At 63.7% G+C, this 24814-nt stretch carries 21 protein-coding genes; 10 read left to right on the forward strand and 11 right to left on the reverse strand.

Annotation, left to right across the window (positions count from 1 at the left end; genetic code table 11):
- Window positions 1-5: 5 nt before the first annotated feature.
- The 4 genes from PTE31013_RS05295 to purN all read right to left on the reverse strand — a co-directional run bounded on the left by PTE31013_RS05295 (window position 6) and on the right by purN (window position 5073).
- Entirely contained in the window at window positions 6-1202 is a 1197-nt protein-coding gene (locus PTE31013_RS05295) for a DesA family fatty acid desaturase (RefSeq protein WP_150611785.1), read from the reverse strand.
- A 314-nt stretch (window positions 1203-1516) separates the two neighbouring features.
- Window positions 1517-2911, reverse strand: a complete 1395-nt coding sequence (locus PTE31013_RS05300; protein ID WP_150611786.1) for a mechanosensitive ion channel family protein — start codon at window positions 2909-2911, stop codon at window positions 1517-1519.
- A gap of 45 nt (window positions 2912-2956) precedes the next feature.
- Window positions 2957-4228: an RsmB/NOP family class I SAM-dependent RNA methyltransferase gene (locus tag PTE31013_RS05305; protein WP_150612189.1), complete on the reverse strand. Its 1272-nt coding sequence runs from the start codon at window positions 4226-4228 to the stop codon at window positions 2957-2959.
- Between the two features lie 194 nt (window positions 4229-4422).
- Window positions 4423-5073, reverse strand: a complete 651-nt coding sequence (gene purN / locus PTE31013_RS05310) for a phosphoribosylglycinamide formyltransferase (protein ID WP_150611787.1) — start codon at window positions 5071-5073, stop codon at window positions 4423-4425.
- Window positions 5074-5310: 237 nt separating this feature from the next.
- On the opposite strand from purN, the gene PTE31013_RS05315 reads away from it, so the two are divergent.
- From PTE31013_RS05315 to dut, 7 genes are all read left to right on the forward strand, one after another.
- Window positions 5311-6303: a bifunctional riboflavin kinase/FAD synthetase gene (locus tag PTE31013_RS05315; protein WP_150611788.1), complete on the forward strand. Its 993-nt coding sequence runs from the start codon at window positions 5311-5313 to the stop codon at window positions 6301-6303.
- Between the two features lie 158 nt (window positions 6304-6461).
- The gene (gene ileS / locus PTE31013_RS05320) at window positions 6462-9299 is read left to right on the forward strand and encodes an isoleucine--tRNA ligase (protein ID WP_150611789.1); all 2838 of its coding nucleotides are present in this window, start codon (window positions 6462-6464) and stop codon (window positions 9297-9299) included.
- Window positions 9299-9832, forward strand: coding sequence for a signal peptidase II (lspA, locus tag PTE31013_RS05325; RefSeq protein ID WP_150611790.1), 534 nt, complete (start codon window positions 9299-9301; stop codon window positions 9830-9832). The genes ileS and lspA overlap by 1 nt, the downstream gene beginning before the upstream one ends.
- Before the next feature lie 137 nt (window positions 9833-9969).
- A complete protein-coding gene (gene coaBC / locus PTE31013_RS05330; protein ID WP_150611791.1) occupies window positions 9970-11199 on the forward strand; it encodes a bifunctional phosphopantothenoylcysteine decarboxylase/phosphopantothenate--cysteine ligase CoaBC in 1230 nt (409 codons plus the stop codon).
- A gap of 152 nt (window positions 11200-11351) precedes the next feature.
- Window positions 11352-12572, forward strand: a complete 1221-nt coding sequence (locus PTE31013_RS05335) for an MFS transporter (RefSeq protein ID WP_150611792.1) — start codon at window positions 11352-11354, stop codon at window positions 12570-12572.
- A gap of 55 nt (window positions 12573-12627) precedes the next feature.
- The gene (locus PTE31013_RS05340) at window positions 12628-13662 is read left to right on the forward strand and encodes an LLM class flavin-dependent oxidoreductase (RefSeq protein WP_174978439.1); all 1035 of its coding nucleotides are present in this window, start codon (window positions 12628-12630) and stop codon (window positions 13660-13662) included.
- A gap of 85 nt (window positions 13663-13747) precedes the next feature.
- Window positions 13748-14194: a dUTP diphosphatase gene (dut, locus tag PTE31013_RS05345; RefSeq protein ID WP_150611793.1), complete on the forward strand. Its 447-nt coding sequence runs from the start codon at window positions 13748-13750 to the stop codon at window positions 14192-14194.
- Between the two features lie 92 nt (window positions 14195-14286).
- On the opposite strand, the gene clpA is transcribed toward dut, so the two are convergent.
- Together clpA and clpS are read right to left on the reverse strand one after the other, a co-directional pair.
- Window positions 14287-16584, reverse strand: coding sequence for an ATP-dependent Clp protease ATP-binding subunit ClpA (gene clpA, locus PTE31013_RS05350; RefSeq protein WP_150611794.1), 2298 nt, complete (start codon window positions 16582-16584; stop codon window positions 14287-14289).
- The gene (clpS, locus tag PTE31013_RS05355) at window positions 16581-16895 is read right to left on the reverse strand and encodes an ATP-dependent Clp protease adapter ClpS (protein ID WP_150611795.1); all 315 of its coding nucleotides are present in this window, start codon (window positions 16893-16895) and stop codon (window positions 16581-16583) included. Before clpS ends, clpA begins: the two co-directional genes overlap by 4 nt.
- Before the next feature lie 442 nt (window positions 16896-17337).
- Between clpS and cspD the strand changes: the two genes are divergently transcribed.
- Window positions 17338-17544, forward strand: a complete 207-nt coding sequence (gene cspD / locus PTE31013_RS05360) for a cold shock domain-containing protein CspD (RefSeq protein ID WP_017232769.1) — start codon at window positions 17338-17340, stop codon at window positions 17542-17544.
- A gap of 597 nt (window positions 17545-18141) precedes the next feature.
- On the opposite strand, the gene PTE31013_RS05365 is transcribed toward cspD, so the two are convergent.
- The 4 genes from PTE31013_RS05365 to PTE31013_RS05380 all read right to left on the reverse strand — a co-directional run bounded on the left by PTE31013_RS05365 (window position 18142) and on the right by PTE31013_RS05380 (window position 21384).
- Entirely contained in the window at window positions 18142-18456 is a 315-nt protein-coding gene (locus PTE31013_RS05365; protein ID WP_150611796.1) for a non-heme iron oxygenase ferredoxin subunit, read from the reverse strand.
- Window positions 18457-18469: 13 nt separating this feature from the next.
- Window positions 18470-18943 carry an aromatic-ring-hydroxylating dioxygenase subunit beta gene (locus tag PTE31013_RS05370; protein ID WP_150611797.1) on the reverse strand — a complete coding sequence of 158 codons (474 nt, stop codon included), beginning with the start codon at window positions 18941-18943 and terminating at the stop codon, window positions 18470-18472.
- Window positions 18944-18955: 12 nt separating this feature from the next.
- On the reverse strand, window positions 18956-20242 hold the full coding sequence (locus tag PTE31013_RS05375) for an aromatic ring-hydroxylating dioxygenase subunit alpha (protein ID WP_246173905.1): 1287 nt from the start codon (window positions 20240-20242) through the stop codon (window positions 18956-18958).
- A gap of 74 nt (window positions 20243-20316) precedes the next feature.
- Window positions 20317-21384: an FAD-binding oxidoreductase gene (locus tag PTE31013_RS05380; protein WP_150611798.1), complete on the reverse strand. Its 1068-nt coding sequence runs from the start codon at window positions 21382-21384 to the stop codon at window positions 20317-20319.
- A 161-nt stretch (window positions 21385-21545) separates the two neighbouring features.
- Between PTE31013_RS05380 and PTE31013_RS05385 the strand changes: the two genes are divergently transcribed.
- Window positions 21546-22457 carry a LysR family transcriptional regulator gene (locus PTE31013_RS05385; RefSeq protein WP_150611799.1) on the forward strand — a complete coding sequence of 304 codons (912 nt, stop codon included), beginning with the start codon at window positions 21546-21548 and terminating at the stop codon, window positions 22455-22457.
- A 317-nt stretch (window positions 22458-22774) separates the two neighbouring features.
- Here the strand turns inward: PTE31013_RS05385 and PTE31013_RS05390 are convergent, their stop codons facing one another.
- On the reverse strand, window positions 22775-23518 hold the full coding sequence (locus tag PTE31013_RS05390; RefSeq protein ID WP_150611800.1) for an SDR family oxidoreductase: 744 nt from the start codon (window positions 23516-23518) through the stop codon (window positions 22775-22777).
- A gap of 105 nt (window positions 23519-23623) precedes the next feature.
- Here PTE31013_RS05390 and PTE31013_RS05395 point away from each other — a divergent pair, with 105 nt between their 5' ends.
- Window positions 23624-24547: a LysR family transcriptional regulator gene (locus PTE31013_RS05395; protein WP_150611801.1), complete on the forward strand. Its 924-nt coding sequence runs from the start codon at window positions 23624-23626 to the stop codon at window positions 24545-24547.
- Window positions 24548-24814: the final 267 nt, after the last annotated feature.

Here is a 24814-nt window from a genome sequence, read left to right on the forward strand (position 1 = left end):
CCCGTTCAAGCGTAGCGGCGCAGACGTGTCGCGAACTCCTGCAGCGCGTGAATACCGCTCTGCTCGGCGCGATGGCACCAGTTCTGCAACTGGCTCAGGAGTTGTTCGCGCGACGCATTCGAGCGCTCCCAGATACCGGCCAGTTCGCGGCGAAGTTCGTAATAGGTCTTCACGGCGTTGCTGTGCGCGAAGATCTCGCCCAATTGCTGCTTCTGCGGCTCTTGCAGCGATGCTTCGTCGTGATGCAGCCATTTGCTGGCGCCGCGCAACAACTGATATTCGCCATGCTGACGCTTTTCCTTGAAGCGCGCCAGTTCCTCGCCGTAGGCACGCTTGAACGTCTTGGCGTAGCGCTCCATCACTTCGTAGCGGTTCGAGAGCACGGCCTGCAGCGTGTCGTCGTCGCACGCCGCCTTGTTCTTCGCGAGCTTCGGCGTCGGCGCGATCTTCTTCACCTTGGCCAGGCCCAGGGCCGACAACACACGGATATACAGCCAGCCGATGTCAAACTCGTACCACTTGTTCGAGAGCTTGGCGGACGTCGCGTACGTATGGTGATTGTTGTGCAGTTCCTCACCGCCGATGATGATGCCCCACGGCAGCAGGTTCGTCGACGCATCTGCGCAATTGAAATTGCGATAACCCCAGTAGTGGCCCAGACCGTTGACCACCCCGGCGGCCCAGAACGGAATCCACACCATCTGCACGGCCCACACCGTCAGGCCGACCGCGCCGAACAGGGCGATGTCGATGATCATCATCAGGCTCACGCCGAGAATCGGATAGCGCTTGTAGAGATGGTTCTCGATCCAGTCGTTCGGCGTGCCGTGGCTGAACTTGCGCAGCGTTTCTTCGTTCTTCGCTTCGGCGCGATAGAGTTCGGCCCCTTCGGCCAGCACCTTCCACAGACCGCGCGTTTGCGGGCTATGCGGATCTTCCGGCGTTTCGCACTTGGCGTGGTGCTTGCGGTGAATGGCCGCCCACTCGCTGGTGACCATGCCGGTCGTCATCCACAGCCAGAAGCGGAAGAAATGGGCAACGATCGGATGCACGTCGAGCGCGCGGTGCGCCTGGCAACGGTGCAGATAGATCGTCACACCGGCGATCGTCACATGGGTGACGGCCAAGGTAAACAATGTGATCTTCCAGCCGCTCCAGTCGAGCAAGCCGGTCGAGATGAATCCAAGGAGACTGTCCAGCAAAATATCACTCCAAACTAATCAATACGGTAGCAATCACGGCAACGTCGCCGTGGCTTGTCTTGTCGGGCCGATAGGACATCGATGGCCGTCGCGTCAGGTATCGTTCGTGCGCTCGCTTGACGCTTGGATTCGCTGGAGTTCGGCAAGTTGCTGAATGCCGGGGCGAGATGGGCGGAAAACGTGCCAGTGAACGTCGGTTTATTATCGTTTGGCCCGTATTTTACCTGACGGACTGACGCCCGTGTGTAACCTCCCAGCCACGCATTTTGTCGCAGGTCAACCCGCGCCCATCGGCGAAAGCGTCCACACGGCGTCTAGGCGGGCTTCCTCGTGGCGTCATCGGCCTCGGAAGGCGCCAATCCGGGCGATTCCGTCGTCAAGACCGGCGGATGCACGCTCCCGACCGGCACGCCGTCGGCCCAATCATTGAGAATGCGTATTTCGCGCTGCGGATACGGAATTTCAATACCGTGCTCGCGAAATGTGCGCCAAATCCGCAAATTAATCTCGGAACGGATCGCCCCGCTGCCTTGGGCGGGATCTTGCACCCAGAAGCCCATTTCGAGATCCATCCCATCGGCGCCGAAATTCAGCAACAGTGCCCAGGGGGCCGGTTCGGCCAACACCCGGGGAATGTCCACGGCTGCCTTGAGCATCAGCGACATCGCCAGCTCGACGTCGGCGCTGTAGGCCACCTGCACGTTCACCTTGGCGCGCCCACGGGTCTCGGTAAACGAGTGATTCTGGACGACGTTCGTCACCAGTTGCTCGTTCGGCACCAAGGCTTCGACACCGTCCAGCCCACGCACAACCGTATAGCGCGTATTGATCTGCGACACGGTGCCGTGATACGGACTGATCGTGATCAGGTCGCCAATGCGCACCGAGCGGTCGAGCAGGATGATGAAGCCCGACACGAGATTCGACGCGATCTTCTGCAGGCCGAAGCCCAGCCCGACGCCAAGCGCGCCGCCGAACACGCCGAGCACCGTGATGTCGATGCCGACGAACGACAGCGTCGTGAGCACGGCAATCAGCGTCAGCACGCCCTTGACCAGCCGGGAGAGCACCACCTTCAGATTGCCGTCGAGCGTGGTCGTACGCATGATCCGATCTTCGATCAGCGCCCCCACCCACATCGCCATCACGAGCGTCACGCCGATCCAGAGCAGGCCCGAGAGGATCGAGAGCAGCGTCAAATGGCTCGAACCGACGGCGAAGCGCACGCTGGCGAGCCACTTCAGGATATCGTCGTGCACACCGAGCACATACGCCACCATCGACAGCCAGGCGAGCGTCGTGAACACACGTTCGAAGACTTTCAGCAGCCCCGAGGCGTGAGGCGAGGTGGCGAACAACCGCCGCGCGAAATAGAACGCCAGGTAGATGAGCGCGGTGCCGAACAGCGGCACTTCCGCGAGCATCAGCAGCGAGACGTGCGTGTAGTCCTGAAGCACCACGCGCGTGAGCGCCACGCACATCCAGCCGAACATCGGGAAGAACGCGCGGCGCAGGCTCGACGAACCCGCCCGGCGCGCGGGGGCAACACGCGCGAAATGACGGTCGAGCCGGCCGACCATCCAGCGTCGCAACATGAGCGCAACGGCGAGCGCGCCCACGAGCGCCACGACCTGCCAGACGATCTGCGGCTCGCCAACGTCACGGACGACGTCCCGAACCAATCTCGCGAAAGCCGGACTTTCCTGCATCGCTCTCTCTCTTCTTATGGTGGTTCGCTGACGCCGAGCGTCGCCTTATGCCGGACGACGCTCGAACACGGCGGCAAAAAAACCGTCGGTCGCGTGGCGGTTCGGCAGCAATTCGAGGTACGTGCCCGTATCGAGATCGATTTTCTGCGCGGCCAGCAACGCGTTCGCCGGCAACAGCACGAAATCGGGGTGCGCGGCGGCAAATGCCTCGGCAATGGCGCTGTTCTCTTCGGTCAGCAGGCTGCACGTGGCGTACACGAGACGACCGCCGGGCTTCACCAGCCGTGCGGCACTCGCGAGGATCGACGCCTGCTTCTGCGTGAGTTCCGCAACCGACTGCGGCGACTGGCGCCATTTCAGATCCGGATTGCGTCGCAGCGTGCCGAGTCCGCTGCACGGGGCGTCGACCAGCACCCGGTCGATCTTGCCCGCCAGTCGCTTGATCTTGCTGTCGTTCTCGCTGTCGATCATCACCGGATAGACATTCGACAGGTCGCTGCGCGCCAGACGCGGCTTGAGCTTCGCGAGCCGCTTCTCCGAGATGTCGAACGCGTAAAGCCGGCCCGTGGAGCGCATCTGCGCGCCGATCGCGAGCGTCTTGCCGCCCGCCCCGGCGCAAAAGTCGACGATCATTTCCCCGCGACGCGGCGCGACCAGTTGGCACAGCAACTGGCTTCCCTCGTCCTGGACTTCGATGGCGCCGGAGATGAACAGCGCATGCTTTTGCAAGGCGGGCTTTCCGGCCAGGCGAATGCCGTTGGGCGCAAACGGCGTCGGCTCGGCCGAGAACCCATCCGCGCGCAGTTGCGCGAGCACGTCGTCCCGGTTCGCCTTGACCACGTTCACGCGGCAGTCGAGCGGCGCGGGTTGGTTGAGCGCCGCCGCGAGGGCTTCGAGTTCGGTGTCGTCGAATCGCTTGGCCAGACGCGCGTAGAGCCATTCCGGCAAATTGGTGCGCACGCGTGCGGACAGGCTTGCCGGGTCGATCTGACCGACGTGCTCGAGCCACGTGACTTCATCGGGCGTTGCCACCAGTTGCACCGACGCCAGGCCACGCGTGAACGCCAGCCCGAGCAGTGCCAGACGGCGCTCCAGCGGCCCGGAGCCACTGCCTGCGTGCTGACCGAATTCGAGCTTGCGGCGCAGAATGGCGAAGACCGTTTCCGCCAGCACACCGCGCTCGCGGTGGCCCAGCTTGGCGTTGGCGCGGAAGTATGTGCTCACGAGCGTATCGGCCGGACCGCTGAAGGTCAGCACGCTGCCGAGCAGGCGTTGCGTGTGTTCGAAGAGTGCGGGCGACAGATGCTCGCCGCGCATGCGGGCCGTCTCGGCGGGCGGCGCCTCCGGGCGGCGATCGTTGCGCGAACGGTCGTAGCGGTCAGGACGGACATACCGCTCCTGACGCTCTCCCGCCTGCGCCCCCTTTGACGGCTGACGGGTATCGGTGGATCGGCCGCCGGAGCGGTGACCGGATTGATTGGCGCCATCGCGGCGCTGTGTCGGGCGGGTGCTCATGCGTTCTCACCAAAAAACCATTGCGGATCGGGCGTGCCGTCGGCACCGGGCGTGAGCGTCACGCGGCCATCGGCCACGACCAGACGGTCTTCCACGAACCAGCGCACGGCGCGCGGATAAATGATGTGTTCCAGCGGAAGAATACGCTCGGCCAGCGTCTCGGAGGTGTCCCCCGCCCGCACGGGCAAGGCCGCCTGCAGGATGTAGGGGCCATGATCCAGCTCGGCCGTCACGAAATGCACCGTCGCACCGACGACCTTGCAGCCCGCTTCCAGCGCGCGCGCGTGTGTTTGCAAGCCCGGGAAGGCGGGCAACAGCGACGGGTGAATATTCAGGAGCCGGCCGGCGTAGTGCTCGGTGAAGGCCGGCGTCAGAATGCGCATGAACCCGGCGAGCACAACCAGATCGGGTTGGTGACGGTCGATCTCGGCGGCAAGTTCGGTGTCGAATGCCTCGCGGGTCTTGCCCTGGCTGGGCACCACGGCCGTTACGATACCGTTTTCCTGGGCGAATGCCAGGCCTTCGGCGTTGGCGCGATTGGCGATGATGGCCGCCACGCGGGCAGGCCAGCCTTCTGCGATACAGGCGCGGACGATGGCCTGCATGTTGCTGCCTCGTCCGGAAATCAGGATGACAATGTTCTTCATCGCAGGATTTTATCATTGGTGCGACGCACCAGACACGTGGGATTGGCCGCGTCGTATGCCGCGATGGTCGCGAAGCGTTTATAATTCAACGTTCTGCGGCGCCGCAATGTCGGATCGACCGTCCTGTGCCGTCCCGGGTCCGTCCCGGTGCTGCAGGCCGGCAAGTCCTGCCAGCGTTGCCGCGCGGTTCATTCACCAACGTTCAACTCAACGTCTTGTACTGACGCTTCCTTTATCGTGCGAGTCTTCCGGGGTCTACCCAACGCGCAGAGCAAAGCGCCCTGCGTGCTGACGATCGGCAATTTCGACGGCGTGCACCTGGGCCACCAGGCGCTGCTGGCACGCGTACGCGCCGCGGCGGCCGCACGCGGCCTGCCGGTGTGCGTGATGACGTTCGAGCCGCATCCCCGCGAGTATTTCATGCCCGACCGGGCGCCCGCGCGCATTTCCAATCTGCGCGACAAGTTCGAGGCGCTTCGCGCGCATGGGGTCGACCGCCTGGTGGTGGAACACTTCAACGCCCATTTCGCCAGCCAGTCTCCCGAGGCGTTCGTGCGCAACATCATTGTCGATGGCTTGCACACCCGCTGGCTGCTCGTGGGCGACGACTTCCGCTTCGGCGCGAAACGCGCGGGCGACATCGAATATTTGCGCGACGCCGGCCGTCGCTTCGACTTCGTCGTCGAACAAATGCCGACCATTGCGCACAACGGCGCACGGATTTCCAGCTCGGAAGTGCGCACTGCGCTCGCTGACGGCAATTTCGAGCGCGCCCATGCGCTGCTCGGCCGCCCGTATGCGATCACCGGCCATGTGGTGCATGGCATGAAGCTCGGCCGCAAACTGGGCTTCCCGACGCTCAATCTTCGCATCGCTCACAAGCATCCGGCGCTGACGGGGATTTTCGTCGTGCAGGTGCATGGTCTGGCGGACCGGCCGCTGCCCGCCGTGGCCAGCCTGGGTTGGCGCCCGACGGTGGACGACTCTGGACGCGTGCTGCTCGAAGTGCATCTGCTCGATTTCGACGGCGATTGTTACGGCAAGCTGGTGCGCGTGGAGTTTTTGCAGAAGCTGCGTGACGAAGCCAAATTCGACGGGCTGGCGGAACTGGAAGCCGCCATCGCGCAGGACACGCGCGAGGCGCGCGCCTACTTCGCGCATGCACTCGACGCCAACGGCCCGAGCGCACGACGCGACTTCGCCACCTCGGCCACCGACCGAATTAGTTGATCTTCGCCCGCGTGCGGCGGCGCCCAGCGCCTCGCGCGCGGCCCGCCGCCGCCACTGGCACCTGCCCGGGCGTTGCCGCTTCCGGCCCACACGGGCCGCCTGCAACGCCATCGGCGCGAGCGCCCTACCCCGACATCCCAAATTCGTAGCGAAGCCCCATGAGCGAAAAGAAAGCCCCGAGCAAATATCCTGTCAACCTGCTGGACACGCCGTTCCCGATGCGCGGCGACCTGCCCAAGCGCGAGCCGCTGTGGGTCAAGCAATGGCAGGAAAAGAAGATCTACGACAAGATCCGCGCAGCCAGCAAAGGCCGGCCGAAGTTCATCCTGCATGACGGCCCGCCGTATGCCAACGGCGACATCCACCTCGGCCACGCGGTCAACAAGATCCTCAAGGACATGATCGTCAAGGCACGCAGCCTCGGGGGCTTCGATGCCGCCTATGTGCCGGGCTGGGACTGTCACGGCATGCCGATCGAAATCCAGATCGAAAAACAGTTCGGCAAGCATCTGCCGGTGCGCGAAGTTCAGGAGAAGGCGCGCGCTTACGCCGCCGAGCAGATCGAGCGTCAGAAGCCCAACTTCAAGCGCCTGGGCGTGCTCGGCGACTGGGACAACCCTTACAAGACCATGAACTTCTCGAACGAAGCGAACGAGCTTCGGGCGCTCGCGAAGATCATGGAGAACGGCTATGTGTACCGCGGCCTGAAGCCGGTGAACTGGTGCTTCGACTGCGGCTCGGCACTTGCCGAAGCGGAAGTCGAGTACAAGGACAAGACCGATCTGGCCATCGACGTCGGCTTTGCCTTCGCCGAGCCGGAGAAAGTCGCGGAGGCCTTCGGCCTGCCGAAGCTGCCGCGCGAAGACGGCCACATCGTCATCTGGACGACCACCCCGTGGACGATCCCGTCGAATCAGGCGCTCAACGTTCACCCGGAAGTCGAGTACGCGCTGGTCTCGACCGAGCGCGGCCTGCTGATCCTCGCGACCGAACGTGTGGAAGATTGCCTGAAGACGTACGGCCTGCACGGCGAAATCATCGCCCGCACGAAGGGCGAAGCGCTCTCGCTGATCCGCTTCCGCCATCCGCTTTGGACGGCCGACGCCGGCTTCGCGCGCACCTCGCCGATCTATCTCGGCGACTACGTGACGACCGACACGGGGACCGGCATCGTCCACTCGGCCCCCGCCTACGGCGTGGAAGACTTCGCGTCGTGCAAGGCGCACGGCATGACCGACTCGGAAATCCGCATGCCGGTGCTGAGCGACGGGCGCTATCAGGACAGCCTGCCGCTGTTCGGCGGCCAGTCGATCTGGGACGCCAACCCGCAGATCGTCGAAGCGCTGCGCGAGGCCGGCACGCTGTTCCACTCGTTCAAGTACACGCACAGCTACATGCATTGCTGGCGTCACAAGTCGCCGATCATCTATCGCGCCACCAACCAGTGGTTCGCGGGGATGGACATCAAGCCGGTCGACGGCGCACCGGGCGACGGCAAGACGCTGCGCGAGATCGCACTCGCCGGCATCGAGGCCACCGAGTTCTTCCCGGCATGGGGCAAGCAGCGCCTGCACAACATGATCGCGCACCGCCCGGACTGGACGCTCTCGCGTCAGCGTCAATGGGGCGTGCCGATGGCATTCTTCGTGCATAAGGAAACCGGTGCGCTGCACCCGCGCACCCCGGAACTGCTCGAAGCCGTGGCCAAGCGCGTGGAAACCGAAGGCATCGAAGCGTGGCAAACGCTCGACCCGGTGGAACTGCTCGGTGACGAGGCCAACGATTATGTGAAGAACCGCGACACACTCGACGTGTGGTTCGACTCGGGCACCACGCACTGGCACGTGCTGCGCGGCTCGCACGCGCATGAACTGGGCTTCCCGGCCGATCTGTATCTGGAAGGCTCGGATCAGCACCGTGGCTGGTTCCATTCGTCGTTGCTCACGGCCTCGATGCTCGACGGCCGCCCGCCGTACAAGGCGCTGCTCACGCACGGCTTCACGGTCGACGGTCAGGGCCGCAAGATGTCGAAATCGATCGGCAACACGATTCTGCCGCAAGACGTTGCGGACAAACTGGGGGCCGAAATCATCCGCCTGTGGGTCGCGTCGACCGATTACTCGGGCGAGCTGTCGATCTCGGATGAAATCCTCAAGCGCGTGACCGAAGGGTATCGCCGTATCCGCAACACGCTGCGTTTCCTGCTCTCGAATCTGGCCGACTACGACCACGCGAAACATGCGCTGCCGTCAGACCAATGGCTGGAAATCGACCGCTACGCCGTGGCGCTGGCCCAGTCGCTGCAGACCGAAGTGCTCGGCCACTATGACCGCTACGAGTTCCATCCGGTCGTGGCCAAGCTCCAGACGTTCTGCTCCGAGGACCTCGGCGGCTTCTACCTCGACATCCTGAAGGATCGCCTGTACACGAGCGCGCCGGACGCCCCGGCACGCCGCGCCGCCCAGAACGCGCTGTACCACATCACGCACGGCCTGCTCAAGCTCATGGCCCCGTTCCTGTCGTTCACGGCCGAAGAGGCATGGCAGGTGTTCCAGCCAGGCAACGACACGATTTTCACGGAAACGTACTACGCTTATCCGGACGTCGCGGAAGGCTCGCGCTTGCTCGAGAAGTGGTACCTGCTGCGCACGGTGCGCGGCGACGTCACCAAGGCACTCGAGGAGGCACGCGCAGCGGAGCAAATCGGTTCGTCGCTGCAGGCCGAAGTGGACGTACGCGTCTCGGGGCGCAAGTTCGAGGTGCTGGCCAGCCTTGGCGACGATCTGCGCTTCGTGCTGATCACGTCGGCGGCCTCGGTCACCCAGGTAGCGACCGACGCCGACGAGGGCGTGGTGGTCACGCCCTCGTCGCACCAGAAGTGCGAGCGGTGCTGGCACTATCGCGAAGACGTGGGCGCCGACGCCGCCCATCCCACCCTGTGCGGGCGCTGCGTGTCGAATCTGTTCGGCAGCGGCGAACACCGGAGCGCGGCATAATGGCAACGAAAGTGGGCGCACGACGCAGCAATGGCAATGGTGGCGCGCGTCGCGGCACCGCTTATGGGCTGGCCCCGTGGCTTGGGGTTGCGGTCATTGCGATCCTGCTCGATCAGGTCACCAAGCTCACGATCCTGAAGACGTTCCAGTACGGCGAGTTTCATCCGCTGACGTCGTTCTTCAATCTGGTGCTGGTGTACAACAAGGGCGCGGCGTTCAGTTTTCTGGCGGCCGCGGGCGGCTGGCAGCGCTGGTTCTTCACGCTGCTTGGCCTGGTCGCGGCAACCGTGATCATCTGGCTGCTCAAGCGTCATAACGGCCAGAAGATGTTCTGCCTGTCGCTCTCGCTGATTCTTGGCGGCGCGCTGGGCAACGTGATCGATCGGGTGATCTACGGCCACGTGATCGACTTCCTGGACTTTCACGTGGGTGGTTGGCATTGGCCGGCGTTCAACGTGGCCGACTCGGCCATTTGCGTGGGCGCAGTCCTGCTGGTGATCGACGAGCTGCGCCGCGTGAGGCGCGGCAAGTAGCGCCTGGCGCAGCGCGCCGCAGGCGCCCTGCGGCGCGATCCGCCACTGCGGCCACGGCAACGGGGGCGGGATCGAGGCAAAACACCGTCGCGGCGCCCTGGAGGCGCCGCGCAGCACTTTGGAGGAGGCATTTCCCTATGGAACGCGGTGAACTTGCGGGCAAGACCATCGTTCTCGGCCTGACCGGCGGCATCGCCTGTTACAAGTCGGCCGAACTGACCCGATTGCTCATCAAGGCCGGTGCAGCGGTGCAGGTCGTGATGACCGAGTCCGCCACGCAATTCATCACCCCGCTCACGATGCAGGCGCTCTCGGGCCGCCCCGTCTTCACCAGCCAGTGGGATGGCCGCATCGACAACAACATGGCGCACATCGACCTCTCGCGCGAGGCCGACGCCATTCTTATCGCCCCCGCCTCCACCGACTTCCTCGCCAAGCTCGCGCATGGCATGGCGGACGATCTGCTGTCCACGCTGTGCGTGGCGCGCGATTGTCCGCTGCTGGTCGCACCCGCGATGAATCGTCAGATGTGGGCCCATCCGGCGACACAGCGCAATGCGGCGACGCTGCGCGGCGATGGCGTCACAATCCTCGGCCCCGGCAGCGGCGAGCAGGCCTGTGGCGAGATCGGCGATGGACGGATGCTCGAACCGGAAGACCTGTTCGAGGCACTCGCCGGCTTCTTCCAGCCGAAGCGCCTCGCCGGACGTCGTGTGCTCATTACCGCCGGCCCGACCTTCGAGCCGATCGATCCGGTCCGTGGCCTGACCAACCTGTCCAGCGGCAAGATGGGCTTCGCGCTCGCGCGTGCCGCGGCGCAGGCCGGCGCCGACGTGCATCTGATCGCCGGCCCGTGCGCACTGGCGACGCCCTACGGCGTGACCCGCAGCAACGTCCAGACGGCGCAGCAAATGTACGATGCCGTGATGGCCGACCTATCGCAGGTATCGCTCGCATCGCACAGCGACATCTTCATCGCGGTGGCCGCCGTGGCCGATTGGCGCGTGCGCGAGGTGGCCCTCGACAAGATCAAGAAGACCGGCGACGCCGACGTGCCGACGCTCGAATTCGTGCAAAACCCCGACATCCTCGCGGCCGTTGCACAGTTGCCAACGCCGCCCTACTGCGTAGGGTTCGCGGCCGAGTCGGGCGATCTGGAGACGCACGGCGCCCAGAAGCGCAAGCGCAAGCAGGTGCCGCTGCTCGTCGGCAATCTCGGTCCGGCCACGTTCGGGCAGGACGACAACGAAGTCATCCTGTTCGACGAGGCCGGGCAGCAACGGCTCCCACGTGCCGACAAGGCATCGCTCGCCCAACGCCTGATCGCCGAAATCGCGGCCCGGCTTCCCTCGCGTGCGCCGGGCTGACGACCGCCCCCGACACACCGCACGCCGTCTCATCGGCGTCTCGTCCGTCATCGTCGCTGTCCGGCGACGCTGACGGACTGGCGGCAACGCTCGACGTCACGGCCTCAGCCCTTCGCCCTCGAAGCGGGCCATCGCAAACGATAACAAATCCAATGACGCAACCTCCTACGCCCGCGCGGCCCGCCGCCAGTGTCTACGGGACACTGAGCATGCTCGCCGCGATCATGTTCTTCGGTTTCATGACGATCGGTATGCCGCTGCCCGTGCTGCCGGTCTATGTGCATGAAACGCTCGGCTACGGCTCGTTCGTGGTTGGGGTGACCATCGGCATCCAGTCGGTCGTCACGCTGCTGCTGCGCTCCTACGCCGGACGCACCGTCGACACCCGCGGCCCCCGCCGCGCCGTGCTGACCGGCCTGTGCGGCTGCGGTGCGGCGGGCCTGCTGTATCTCGCCGCGTCGATGGTGCCGAACCCGGCGCTCGCGCTGGGGATCCTTATTGCGGGACGCGTCGTGCTCGGGTTCGGCGAAAGCCTGATCCTGACCGGCGGCATGTCGTGGGGCATCGGCCTGCTTGGTGCCGCCCACGCCAGCAAGGCGATTTCGTGGCAGGGCGTGTCGATGTACACGGCGATCGCCGTTGGCGCCCCGTTCGGGGCCTATCTGCTGCAATCGGCGGGCTTTACGGCGGTCTCGCTCGTGAACATCGCCCTGCCCGCCATCGCCTTCGCGATCGCGCTGCGTCTGCCGGCGGCGGCGCCCGTGGGCGGCCATCGGCTGCCGTTCTTCCGGGTCGTGGGGCTGGTGTGGCGCCCGGGTCTGGCGATGACGCTGGGGAGCATCGGCTACGCCGTCATTGCCGCGTTCATCACGCTCTACTATGCGAGTCACGGCTGGTCGGGCGCTGCCTTCGCGCTCACGCTGTACAGCGCGTGTTTCATCGGTATGCGGATCGTGCTCGCGCACGCCGTCGATCGCTTCGGCGGGCGCCGCGTCGCCATGGCCTCACTCGTGTTCAGCGCCATCGGCCAATTCCTGCTGTGGGGGGCAGTCAACCCGGATATGGCCCTCGTGGGTGCCGGACTCACCGGCGTGGGATTCTCTCTGGTGTTCCCGGCCCTGGGGGTGGAAGCCCTGCGCCAGGTGCCGCCACAGAACCGCGGCGCGGCGCTGGCGGCCTACTCGGCGTTCTTCGATCTGGCGCTCGGCCTGATCGGTCCGATGGCCGGACTCGTCGCCAACTATTTCGGTTACGCCTCGATCTTCCTGTGCGGTGCCCTCGGTGGCATCGTCGCGATTTTCATGATTGCGCGCCTGCCGCATGCAGGCCCGGTCGCAACACCGGCGGATGCATCCGCCGGCAGCGGCCACTGACCCGCACGACGACGTTGTCGATGGCCCCGTGCCCTCGACCTGGAGCCTCCCCCTCATGACGCCTACGGCTATGGCACGCATCAAGCTGTCGATCCTCGATCAAACGCCCGTGATTCACGGCCACAGCGTGGCGGATGCCATCGCGGCAACCGTCGAACTGGCGCAAGCCGCCGACGACCTGGGCTACACGCGCTACTGGTGCGCGGAGCATCACGGGCTGCGCGGCGTGGCCAATCCAGCACCGGAGGTCATGATCGCCCGGCTCGCCAGCGTGACGAAACGCCTGCGGGTCGGCTCGGGCGGCGTAATGCTGCCCTACTACAGCCCGTTCAAGTTGGCCGAGCAATTCCTGATGCTCGAGGCACTGTTTCCGAATCGCATCGATCTGGGCGTCGGACGCGCCCCCGGCGGCGACATGCGCACGGCGCGCGCCGTTGCCAAAGGTCCTTACGATGCCGGCGAGCACTTCCCACAACAGGTGGCTGAGCTGGCTGGCCTGTTCAATGACACGCTGGCCGACGATCACCCCTACCGTGGCGTACTGCTGCAGCCAGCGGTGACAACGCGCCCCGAGCTGTGGGTACTGGGATCGAGCGAGTTCGGTGGCCTGCTGGCCGCGCAGCTCGGCCTGCGTTACTGCTTCGCCCACTTCATCAATGCCCATCACGGTCACCGCGTCACGCAGGCGTATCGTGAACGATTCACGCCGGGCGCATTGAGCAAGCCCTATTGCGCGGTGGCGCTCTTCGTCATCTGTGCCGACACCGACGCCGAAGCGCAAGCGCTGGAAGCCGGTGTCGACCTGCGCCGCGTACAGATGGCATACGGCATGAACGAGCCGATTCCGAGCCTCGAGCAAGGCGCGCAGGCCACGGCACAGTATCGTGAACGGGAGTTGTCCGTGATTGCGCGCGAGAAGCCGCGTAGTATCATCGGCACCCCGGAGCGCGTGACTGAACGCGTGCTGGCGTTGCAGGAACAGTTCGAGGCCGACGAAATCGTCGTGTTGACGGTCGCCGGCAGTTATCGCGCCCGACTGCGCTCGCACGAACTGCTCGCACAGGCATTTTCGTTGCGCAGCGCCGACTGACGGGCACCCGGGACGCTCGCCCGAACGCGTTGCGTCTACGGCTGCATTTTTCGACAGCAATCTCCCCATCCAACGCCACAAGACCATGAACCTCGACGTCAAGATTCTCGACGAACGCCTTCGCTCGCAGTTGCCCGCCTATGCCACGCCGGGTAGCGCCGGACTCGATCTGCGCGCGTGCCTCGACACGCCGCTGACGATTGAACCGGGCCAGACGGTCCTCGTGCCGACGGGGCTGGCGATTCATCTCGCCGACCCGGGCTACGCCGCGTTGATCCTGCCGCGCTCGGGCCTCGGCCACAAGCACGGCATCGTGCTCGGCAACCTGGTCGGACTGATCGATTCGGATTACCAGGGCCAACTGATGGTCTCCACCTGGAATCGCGGCCATGCGTCGTTTGTGCTGAATCCGTTCGAGCGGCTGGCGCAACTGGTGATCGTGCCGGTGGTGCAGGCAACGTTCAACCTCGTCGACGAATTCCCCGAGAGCGATCGCGGCGCGGGCGGCTTCGGCAGCACTGGCAAGCACTGACGCCACGCCGCCGCGGCTTCGCCGCACTGCGGCGACATCCAAGAAAAAGCGCCGCATGAAGCGGCGCTTTTTCATTGTTGACGCAGTGAGGCTTATTCGACTTCGGCGGCTTCCGGTTCGGCACGGGCGTTGCCGTCCTGCGGGAAGGACAGTTGCACCTGGTCGTGCTCGTCCAGATCCACGGCAACGCGCCCGCCGCTGGTCAAACGCCCGAACAGCAATTCGTCGGCCAGCGCACGACGGATCGTGTCCTGGATCAGACGCTGCATCGGGCGGGCGCCCATCAGCGGATCGAAGCCCTTCTTCGCCAGGAACGCGCGCAGCTTGTCGGTGAAGACCACCTCGACCTTCTTCTCATGCAACTGGTCTTCCAACTGGATGAGGAACTTGTCGACCACGCGCAGGATGATCTGCTCGTCGAGCGGCTTGAAGCTGATGATCGCGTCCAGACGATTACGGAACTCCGGCGTGAACATGCGCTTGATGTCGGCCATTTCGTCGCCAGCCTGACGCTCGTTCGTGAAGCCGATGCTCGCACGGTTGATCGTCTCTGCGCCCGCATTCGTCGTCATGATGACGATGACGTTACGGAAATCCGCCTTGCGACCGTTGTTGTCGGTGAGCGTACCGTGATCCATCACCTGGAGCAGCACGTTGAAGATGTCCGGATGCGCCTTCTCGATTTCGTCGAGCAGCAGCACGCAATGCGGCTTCTTCGTGACGGCTTCGGTCAGCAACCCACCCTGATCGAACCCCACATACCCCGGCGGCGCGCCAATCAGTCGGCTCACCGCGTGACGTTCCATGTACTCCGACATATCGAAGCGGATCAGCTCGATGCCCAGCGTGAAGGCGAGTTGTTTCGCGACTTCGGTCTTGCCGACACCGGTCGGGCCCGAGAACAGGAACGCGCCGATCGGCTTGTCCGTCTTGCCCAACCCGGCGCGCGACATCTTGATCGCGGCCGACAAGGCGTCGATGGCCGGATCTTGCCCGAACACCACGCTCTTGAGGTCGCGGTCGAGCGTCTGAAGCTTGCCGCGGTCATCCGCGGACACGCTCTGCGCCGGAATACGCGCAATCTTCGATACGATGTCCTCGATCTCGCCCTTGCCGATCGTCTTCTTCTGCTTGGACTTCGGCAGGATGCGCTGAGCGGCGCCGGCTTCGTCGATCACGTCGATGGCCTTGTCAGGCAGGTGACGGTCGGTGATGAACTTGGCGGACAGCTCGGCGGCGGCCGACAGCGCACTCGACGAGTACTTCACGCCGTGGTGCTCTTCAAAACGCGACTTCAGTCCGCGCAGGATCTGCACGGTCTGCTCGACGGTCGGCTCGTTGACGTCGATCTTCTGGAAGCGACGCGACAGGGCGGCGTCTTTTTCGAAGATGCCGCGATACTCGGTGAAGGTCGTGGCGCCGATGCACTTGAGCTGCCCCGACGACAATGCCGGCTTGAGCAGGTTCGAGGCGTCGAGCGTGCCGCCCGATGCAGCGCCCGCGCCAATCAGCGTATGAATCTCGTCAATGAACAGAATCGCGTTGTTGCGCTCCTTGAGTTCCTTGAGCACCGCCTTCAGGCGTTGCTCGAAGTCGCCGCGATACTTCGTGCCGGCCAGCAACGCGCCCATGTCCAGCGAGTAGACGGTGGCGTCCTGCAGGATCTCGGGCACTTCGCCGCGCGTCACGCGCCAGGCAAGGCCTTCGGCAATGGCCGTCTTGCCCACCCCGGCTTCGCCGACGAGCAGCGGATTGTTCTTCCGGCGGCGGCACAGCACCTGCACCACACGCTCGACTTCCGCCTCGCGACCGATGAGCGGGTCGATCTTGCCGTCGCGCGCCATCTGGTTGAGGTTCTGGGTGTACTGCGCGAGCGGGCTTTCCTTGGCGTTGGCGCCCTCTTCGCCCTCGGCACTGCCTTCGCCGGCCTTGGCCGACTCGCCGGGCGCGCCCGTCTTGGTGATGCCATGGGAGATGAAATTGACGACGTCCAGACGCGTCACGCCCTGCTGCTGCAGGTAGTAGACCGCGTGGGAATCCTTTTCACCGAAGATGGCGACCAGCACGTTGGCCCCCGTCACTTCCTTCTTGCCGTTGGAAGTCGATTGCACGTGCATGATGGCGCGTTGAATCACGCGCTGGAACCCGAGCGTGGGCTGTGTGTCGACCTCGTCGCTCCCTGGCACCGTCGGCGTATTGTCGGCGATGAAGTTGCGCAGGTTCTGCCGTAAATCCTCAAGATTTGCGGCGCACGCGCGCAATACTTCGGCAGCGGTCGGGTTATCCAACAGGGCGAGCAGCAGGTGCTCGACCGTGATGAATTCATGTCGTGCCTGGCGCGCTTCCATAAACGCCATGTGCAGGCTGACTTCCAATTCCTGGGCAATCATGCTTCCTCCATCACGCACTGCAGCGGGTGCCCGGACTGCCTTGCATGGCTAACAACTTGCTCAACCTTGGTCGCCGCGACGTCGCGCGTAAAGACCCCACAAACTGCCCTGCCCTCGCGGTGAACCTTGAGCATGATCTGCGTGGCAGACTCCCGGTCCTTATTGAAATATTCCTGAATGACCATCACCACGAATTCCATCGGGGTGAAATCGTCGTTCAACAGTACCACCTTGTACATCGATGGCGGCTTGAGCTGTTGCTCTTGCCGCTCCTGTACGGTGTCGTCATGCGTTGTCGGTAAGGTTGCCATACGTGGATTCTAAACAACTCCCGGGCGCAGGAAGCAATCGGAGCCCCTATTGCCGCCTGCCGTCCGGTTGTCCACCGGATTGCCAACACTCGTCGATTCTCGCGCGCGTTGTCCAGCAAGGCGCCGCAGCCCCGACCACCGGGGCGTGCCACACCCATATGAGTCAGCTTAACCCAAATTTCAAGGGCGTGTCTCCGCACGCTTGGCGCCCGCTCGGCCATCAGGGTAAAACCTGATCGAGAGTAACTTCTATCGTTCAAAAAGGGCTTGACACTGTTGGTAGTTAGCGAAAACAATCATCGTGGCGCTTTTCCTCTATAAGCGTTTTAAAAGAAAAGATGCCTGGGTGAGCCTAAGAAGCCGCCGCCAGCCGGCGGGATTTTCAGATGTGCTCGTTGTTGCTGTGATATGTAGTAGTCGTAATTGTTGAGGGGAAGTTAGTATGGCAACCGGTACGGTCAAATGGTTTAACGACGCCAAGGGTTTTGGATTCATCACGCCGGATGAGGGTGGCGAAGATCTGTTCGCGCACTTCTCGGCAATTCAGATGAATGGCTTCAAGACCCTCAAGGAAGGTCAAAAGGTCCAGTTCGAGGTCGTCCAGGGCCCGAAGGGCAAGCAGGCTTCGAACATCCAGGCGCCTGCCTGAGGTAGCGCCGTTCGACGCATTGAAAACCCGGCTTCGGCCGGGTTTTTTATTGCGTTGCAACAATTCACCGCCCGCCAGGGCATTTCGGGGATCCATTATGGAGTGCCAAAAGCGGCGCAACTTTCCACTCCACTCCAGACGCTTTATGGAATTCGACTGCGTTTAATCCCTTAAAAAATTTGCTTCATCGATACATTCCGCTCCGCTATTAAAACGTCGCTCGACAATATCGCACTGCGGAAATCAATTACGCACCCGGTTTATTTGGCTCAGTATTCCTACACAGTCGACCGGTCAACCGATGCTCGATAGTCGCGAGTTAAGTATCGAAAAAAATACATTGATTAACCCCTCGCCCCGCGGAATCCGCCACAGTCATGCGAATCACGCATGAGTATCATTTGTTTCTTTTATATTTTATATGAAACAAATGATTCACGACTCATTGAACAGCGAACCGCCGCATCGCGGTATCCCTGACCGGCGCGTCCTGTCGTGGAAATGCTGCGGGCCGCCCGCCCCCTCTCAAGTCCGATAGGCGGCCCGTGTGGGCGGGTTGCCCCAAGGCGGGGCAATTCGCCGGTCGCGGCGACGGTGTCAGCCCAGATCGACGTAGACCTTATCGGCCTCGATGCGGATCGGATACCGCCTCACTGCCTCGGTGAGCGGCGCGCACATCGCTTCGCCGGTTCGCACGTCGAACTTGCCCTGATGCAGTGGACATTCGATCTCGTGCCCGTCGAGAAAGCCATCGCACAGGCGTGCGTTTCCGTGCGTGCAGGCGTTGTCCGTCGCAAACACGTCGCCGTTCACGTCGTACAGGGCAATCTCCCGCCCGCCCACGACCACGCCGATCACGTCATCGCCGGGAATGGCGTCGCGCGACGCCGCCTCAATCCAGTTGTCACTCATGATGTGCCTCGCTTCAGATCGGGTAGATCAGCGAGTTGGGAATCATCTCGCTGTCGAAAATGCATTGGCGCGACGCGAATTTCCATCCGTCACCCGTTCGTTTGACAATGTCCAGATAGCGACCGACCGACAGGATGTCGGTGAGCTGATCCGGCTTTGTGCGAAATACCGCGTAGTTGGCCTCGACCTGGAGGGTGTCGCCGTCAAGTCGCCGAATGGCCGGCAGTCCGATCACGTGACGCTGGTAATACGGGTCGTGGAACAGTGTGTCGCGAATCCCGTAGATGCGATCGCGCAGCATGCCCTTGCTCTCGAACGACAGCGTCGCCAGCGGCAAGCCCAGTTCGTAATTCTCGCGCGGCTGCACGCGATAGACGCAGTCGTCCAGGAAGAAGTCGGGCCAGGCATCCCACTGCTGCGCGTCGAGCACCGCCGCATACGCGGCATTGAGGTCGACCACGGCCTGAAACGTTGCAAAATCCACCATCGCGTTGTCTCCTCAAACGCCCATGACGCGGCGCCAATAGGCGTACATGCCGCGAATCAGGGTTTCCGTCACCATGTGTTCCGTGTTTTCCACCCCCGTGCCATCCAGCTCGGCGAGCGCGCGGTGCCAGGGCTTCTGCGCGAACCCTTCCTGGGAGCACTCGATGGCCTCGCCGTCATCGGCCGAGACGAAGCCGGCCGGGCCGAACAGATTCGCCTGGCGCAGACGACGCTGCGTCATTTCCTCGGTGTCGTCTTCGAAGCCGAAATGCGTCCAGACGAAGTCGAACGCGTCGTGGCCGCGTGGCTGGATGTGACGCGTCGACACCGAATTGACCTGCTGCTGCAGGATCACGCTGGGGAAGAGCGTCATCAGCACGGCGGTCGGCCCCTTCCACCAGTCTTCCTGCACGATGTCGAGAAAGCGCATGTCGTTGAGCGACATCGACGCCTTGAAGCTCGACACCCCCGAGGTCACATCCCCGCCGCCGCCCTGTCCACGCGTGGACACCATCGCGGCGTGACGTCCATGCGCGTCCATCACCAGGCGCGATTTGTTATCGGCGCGCCACAGCCCGAATGTGACGAACCACGTGTGCAACAGCCCCGGATGGTAAGGGTCCTTGATGTTCTCCTGCATCAGCTTCCAGTTTCCTGGAATGCGCTGCTTGTTGTAGCCGAGCAATTTGAGCTTTCGCCCGTCGAACAGGCGATCGAAGTAAGCGCAGATCTCCGGTCCGAGAAAGTCCTCGAGCGATTCGATGTCGTGATCGAACGATGCGAAGATCACGCCGCCGCGCGTGGCGACCTTGAGCCGGGTGAGGCCGTGGTCTTCCGGCTTGAAGTCCTTCGGCATGCCGCCGTTGATCTTGCCGTCCTGCTTCACGCCGCGCCGGAACGGCACGCCTTGCAGATTGCCCTTCAGGTCGTAGTTCCACTGGTGATACGGACAGTGAAAGTCCGTACGGTTGCCGCGCTTTTCGCGACAGAACTTCATGCCACGATGCGCGCAGACGTTTTCGACGACGTTGATGTCCCCCGCGGCATCTCGCGTCACGATGACGGAGCGCTCGCCGATCACCGTGCGCTTGAAATCGCCCGGATTCGGCACTTCGGCTTCCAGCCCGACGTAGTTCCAGTGGTTGCGGTAGAAGCACGCGTCCAGCTCGCGCCGATAGAGCGCCTCGTCCGTATAAACGCGAAAGGGGATGCGGCTCGAGCCCTCGGCGGGCCAAATGTCCGACGGCTGCGGGCCGGCGGTCGGCGCCGGGTCGAACCCGGTCTGCGGTGCGGTACTCATGATCGTCTCCTGAGGGGGATGCGGGGAAGTCCGGGAAAGCGCCGATGCAGTGATGGCCGGACATTCCCCGGCCGTTATGCCGCCTTCGCGTAAAACGCGTCGGCGTAGATATGGGCGGCATCGATGCCGCGCTCGCGCAGCAGCCGGGTGGCGGCGTCAACCATCGGCGGCGCACCGCACAGGTAGGCACGCCAGCCCGAAAGTGCATCGGGGGCGGCGTAGTCGGCGACAAGCGCATCGGTGACGTGCCCCAGACGGAACCCTGGATTCGATACGCCGGGAGGGGTGTTGGGGGCATCGATCGTCGTCACGACGTGCAGGCGAATACCGCCGTGACGCGACGCGAGTTCGCGCAGCCACGCAAGGCCATACACGTCCGCTGGCGCACGCGCGCCGACGTAGATGTCGATGCGATTGCTCATGCCACGGGCAAGCGCGCCGCGAACGATCGACAGCACCGGCGCCAGGCCGGTACCGCCGGCGACGCAAAGCATCGGCCCATCGTGCCGCGTGCGCAGGTACGACGTGCCGAGCGGGCCCGATACCCGTACGGCATCGCCGACCTTGAGCTGCTCGTCGACATAACCGGTCACGGCCCCGCCGGGCACCCGCCGGATGTGGAATTCGAGTGTGTCGTCGGCGTCGAGTCCGGCCATCGAGTACGGCCGGATATGCGCGGGTGAGAATTGCAGCGTGGCGTACTGGCCCGGCGAGAAGCTGAGCGGCTTTGCCGTCTTGAGCACCAGGCGCTTGATGTCGTGGGTCAGCGATTCGATCGCGAGCACCGTCGCCTTGAGAATTTTGGCGGGATGCACGACCACTTCGTCGACTTCCGGCAATGCGATCTCGCAGTCGCCGTGGATGGTCGACTGGCAGGCGAGCACGTAACGGCCGGGGGGCGCGGGGAGCGCACCGGATGTCGTGCCCGCGTCCTGCCCCGTCAGGAAGTCGTCACGATGGCGATATTCCACGCCTTCGGCTTCCCGCACGTCCCCCGAAACAACCCGACAACGGCACGTGCCGCAGCGTCCGGACAGGCAACTGTACGACACCGGAACCGGGTGATCGGTGAGGGCTTTCAGCAAATTGTCACCGGGCGCGACCTTGATGCGCTCGCCGAGCGGCTGAACGTGCACTTGCATGGAAATTGTCTCCGTTCTGACGGCCCCCGCCTTGGGCACCGCACGTGGCATTTGGACGCCATTTGCAAGAAGCATCGCGCAACCCGCGATATAAACCAATAGAATCTCGTTTATATCTCCTATAAATTTCAGTGATTTTCCGAGCGTCGAGACGCTGCCCCATGGACCTGCATTCCGTCGACCTGAACCTGCTGGTGGTCTTCCAGCATTTGTACAACGTGCGCCGTGTGTCACGCGTTGCCGAGGCGCTCGGCGTGACGCAACCGGCGATCAGCAACTCGCTCGCGCGTTTGCGCAAGTTGTTCAACGACGAGCTGTTCATCCGGACGTCACGGGGCATGCTGCCAACCCCGATGGCCATCGAGCTGGCCGAGCCGGTGGCTGCGGCACTGGACGCGTTACACGGGGTCTTCAATCGGCAGCTCGCCTTCGATCCGGCAACGAGCCAGCGTGCGTTTCAAATCGCCATGACGGACATCGGGGAAGTGCACTTCCTGCCGAAGCTCATGCACGCGCTGGGCGAGCGAGCGCCGGGCATTACGATCAGCACGGTTCGCAACACGGCGGTCAACTTGCAGGAGGAGATGGCGGCGGGTCAGGTCGACCTTGCCGTGGGGCATCTGCCGGATCTGACAGCCGAGTTTTTCCAGCGGCGCCTGTTCCGGCAGAAGTATGTGTGCATGTTTCGTCCCGGGCATCCGCTCGACCGGCCGACGACAACGCGGATGGCGCGCGAGGATTTCGAGCGCGCCGAACAGGTGATGGTGGTCGCCGCCGGCACCGGGCACGGCCGGGTCGACGACTTCATGGCACGCGCCCACGTGCAGCGCAACATCCGGCTGCGCGTACCGCACTTCGTCGCGCTCGCCGACATCCTGCACGCCACGGATCTCATTGCGACCGTCACGGAAAAGTTCGCCCAGCGCAGCGCGCAGCATTTCGGATTGCGCTACATCGACCATCCCCTGGATTTGCCGGACGTGCAGATCAATCTGTTCTGGCATGCGCGCTATCACCAGGAACCGGCGAGTCAGTGGATGCGTACCCTGCTATTCGATCTGTTTTCGGAGTAATGCTCGCTGCTCAGCGTCCGTGCCACGTTTCCCACAGGCCGCGCCAGAACGCGTTGGCGTTGCGACGCGGACGCAACGCGTGACTTTCACGCCATTCCGTCGCATTACATCTCATCACGCCGGTAATACACCGCATGACGGACGCCGCCACCGTCATCCGCGAAATGACGAAATACAGCAACCGGGCGGGAGATCGGGCGATCTCCCGGGTCTTGCCAACGCCGCAAGCGCCTCGGGACGATCGCATTCGACCTCTCGCCCCGTTGCATTGCTTACGATTACGGTCACGCCGCGTGCGTCACGAATTCCGACGAAGCTCACGCGCTGTAGCCGCCATCGATGGTCAGGCTCGCACCGGTCACGAAGCTGGCCTCTTCGCCGGCGACATAGGCGACCATCGCCGCAATGTCTTCCGGACGGGCGTGATACTTGAGCGCCATCTGGTCATGCATCGACGCCGCGAAGTCTCCCTCGGCCGGGTTCATATCGGTATTCGTCGGTCCCGGCTGCACATTGTTGACGGTAATGCCGCGCGGACCGACGTCGCGCGCCATGCCCTTGACGAGACCGACCAGCGCCGCCTTGCTCATCGCGTAAGTCGCCCCACCCGCGAACGGAATACGTTGCGCATTGGTCGAGCCGATGTTGATGATGCGGCCGCCTTCGCCCATGTGCGCAAGCGCGGCTTTCGACGCGACGAACACGGCTCGCACGTTCACGTCCAGCATGCGGTCGAAGTCTTCCAGCGCAAGGTCGGCGACCGAGCCCAGCGTGAACACGCCGGCGTTGTTCACGAGAATGTCGATCTTGCCAAATTGCTGCGCAGCGTCGTTCACCGCCTGGGTTAGCGCGGCGGCGTCGCTCGCGTCGGCGAGCAGGGCCAGCGCGCGACCGCCCGATGCCTGAATGCGGGCGACGAGATCCTCCGCTGCCGCCTTAGAGCCTTTGTAAGTGAACGCGACCGTTGCCCCGCCGTCGGCCAGCCGCTGTACGACGGCGGCGCCAATACCGCGCGAGCCACCCGTGACGAATGCCACTTTGCCTTGAAAATTCGTTGCCATGATTTAGCTCCACTGGTTGAGAGGTGAAGCCAGTATCGGCCTTGAATTACATTGCAGCTAGACCATAATAACGATCATCACTTTCAACGAATTGGAACAGATGGAATGGACGCTCTGCATCTGATCGAATCCTTCGTCCTTAGCGCACGTGCGGGAAGTTTTTCGGCGGCGGCGCGGCGACTGGGGATGACGCCTGCGGCAGTCAGCAAGCATGTGGCGCGTCTGGAAGCGCAACTCGGCTCGCGGCTGTTTCACCGAAGTACCCGCAGCCTCACGCTGACGGCGAGCGGCGAGCGGTTCCTGCTCGATGTCGACGGACCGTTCGCCGCGCTGACCGATGCCTTCTCGCGCGCCGCCGAAGGCGAGGGCAAACCGTCCGGCGTGCTAAGGGTGAGCGTGGCGCATGCCTTCGGCCGTCACTACCTCGTGCCGTTACTCGGCGACTTCCTCGCAAGGTATCCGGACGTCGTGCCGGACTGGCGATTCGATAATCGAAGCGTGGACGTGGTGGCCGAAGGCTTCGACGCCGCGATTGGCGGCGGCATCGAACTCACGCCCGGCGTGATCGCGCGGCAGCTTGCGCCAACTTACGCTGTGATTTGCGCATCGCCCGACTATCTGGCCGGGCGCAAGGCGCCGAGGCATCCGTCGGAGCTGGCCGCCTACGACGCGGTGATCCGGCGCTCCGGCATGTCGGGGCGTCTGCGTGCATGGAACCTGCGCAACGCCGTCGGTGAACGGGTGAACATCGAAGCGCGAACCCGCATGATTTTCGACGATCCGGAGGCGATGGCACACGCCGTTGCCCTGGGCTACGGGGTGGCGTTGCTGCCGATGCCGCATGCGGCGCCGCTGCTGGCGGCGGGCCGAATTCAACGGTTGCTGCCCGGCTGGTTCGAGGAGTACGGCGGAGTGTCCATCTACTACTCGAACAAGAAGTTGCTGCCGTTGCGAACGCGCGTGTTCGTGGACCACGTTGTCCAGGCGTTCGAACAGCAACGCCTCTCGGCTTTTTTCGACGGCAGGTGAGAGAGCGCTGCGGTGACGCGACTGGACAGCGCGGGGGTTGACGATTGGCGCTCAGCGACTATCGGTGCGAGAGGATATTGAGCATGTGGAAACGTCGCGCGCCCCGCGGTTCGTCGGTGGGTCCGTGACGGTGCGGCGATGTTGGCAACGATGCGACCGACCTTCATCCCCCGCCTTCCGCGCCCCGTTCCTTGCCTAGTGCTTGCGCATGCACTGTAATGAAAGCGTCGTGCCGATAGCTTGTCTGGGCTAAGAGAAGGCCGATGC

This window comes from Pandoraea terrigena (assembly GCF_902459705.1).
Lineage (GTDB): Bacteria > Pseudomonadota > Gammaproteobacteria > Burkholderiales > Burkholderiaceae > Pandoraea > Pandoraea terrigena.

Excerpts from the sequence above, each read along its gene's own strand:
- PTE31013_RS05300 (WP_150611786.1), bottom strand. The coding sequence starts at position 2,911 with ATGCAGGAAAGTCCGGCTTTCGCGAGATTGGTTCGGGACGTCGTCCGT.
- PTE31013_RS05305 (WP_150612189.1), bottom strand. The coding sequence starts at position 4,228 with ATGCGCGGCGAGCATCTGTCGCCCGCACTCTTCGAACACACGCAACGC.
- purN (WP_150611787.1), bottom strand. The coding sequence starts at position 5,073 with ATGAAGAACATTGTCATCCTGATTTCCGGACGAGGCAGCAACATGCAG.
- ileS (WP_150611789.1), top strand. The coding sequence starts at position 6,462 with ATGAGCGAAAAGAAAGCCCCGAGCAAATATCCTGTCAACCTGCTGGAC.
- lspA (WP_150611790.1), top strand. The coding sequence starts at position 9,299 with ATGGCAACGAAAGTGGGCGCACGACGCAGCAATGGCAATGGTGGCGCG.
- coaBC (WP_150611791.1), top strand. The coding sequence starts at position 9,970 with ATGGAACGCGGTGAACTTGCGGGCAAGACCATCGTTCTCGGCCTGACC.
- PTE31013_RS05335 (WP_150611792.1), top strand. The coding sequence starts at position 11,352 with ATGACGCAACCTCCTACGCCCGCGCGGCCCGCCGCCAGTGTCTACGGG.
- PTE31013_RS05340 (WP_174978439.1), top strand. The coding sequence starts at position 12,628 with ATGACGCCTACGGCTATGGCACGCATCAAGCTGTCGATCCTCGATCAA.
- dut (WP_150611793.1), top strand. The coding sequence starts at position 13,748 with ATGAACCTCGACGTCAAGATTCTCGACGAACGCCTTCGCTCGCAGTTG.
- clpA (WP_150611794.1), bottom strand. The coding sequence starts at position 16,584 with ATGATTGCCCAGGAATTGGAAGTCAGCCTGCACATGGCGTTTATGGAA.
- clpS (WP_150611795.1), bottom strand. The coding sequence starts at position 16,895 with ATGGCAACCTTACCGACAACGCATGACGACACCGTACAGGAGCGGCAA.
- cspD (WP_017232769.1), top strand. The coding sequence starts at position 17,338 with ATGGCAACCGGTACGGTCAAATGGTTTAACGACGCCAAGGGTTTTGGA.
- PTE31013_RS05365 (WP_150611796.1), bottom strand. The coding sequence starts at position 18,456 with ATGAGTGACAACTGGATTGAGGCGGCGTCGCGCGACGCCATTCCCGGC.
- PTE31013_RS05370 (WP_150611797.1), bottom strand. The coding sequence starts at position 18,943 with ATGGTGGATTTTGCAACGTTTCAGGCCGTGGTCGACCTCAATGCCGCG.
- PTE31013_RS05375 (WP_246173905.1), bottom strand. The coding sequence starts at position 20,242 with ATGAGTACCGCACCGCAGACCGGGTTCGACCCGGCGCCGACCGCCGGC.
- PTE31013_RS05380 (WP_150611798.1), bottom strand. The coding sequence starts at position 21,384 with ATGCAAGTGCACGTTCAGCCGCTCGGCGAGCGCATCAAGGTCGCGCCC.
- PTE31013_RS05385 (WP_150611799.1), top strand. The coding sequence starts at position 21,546 with ATGGACCTGCATTCCGTCGACCTGAACCTGCTGGTGGTCTTCCAGCAT.
- PTE31013_RS05390 (WP_150611800.1), bottom strand. The coding sequence starts at position 23,518 with ATGGCAACGAATTTTCAAGGCAAAGTGGCATTCGTCACGGGTGGCTCG.
- PTE31013_RS05395 (WP_150611801.1), top strand. The coding sequence starts at position 23,624 with ATGGACGCTCTGCATCTGATCGAATCCTTCGTCCTTAGCGCACGTGCG.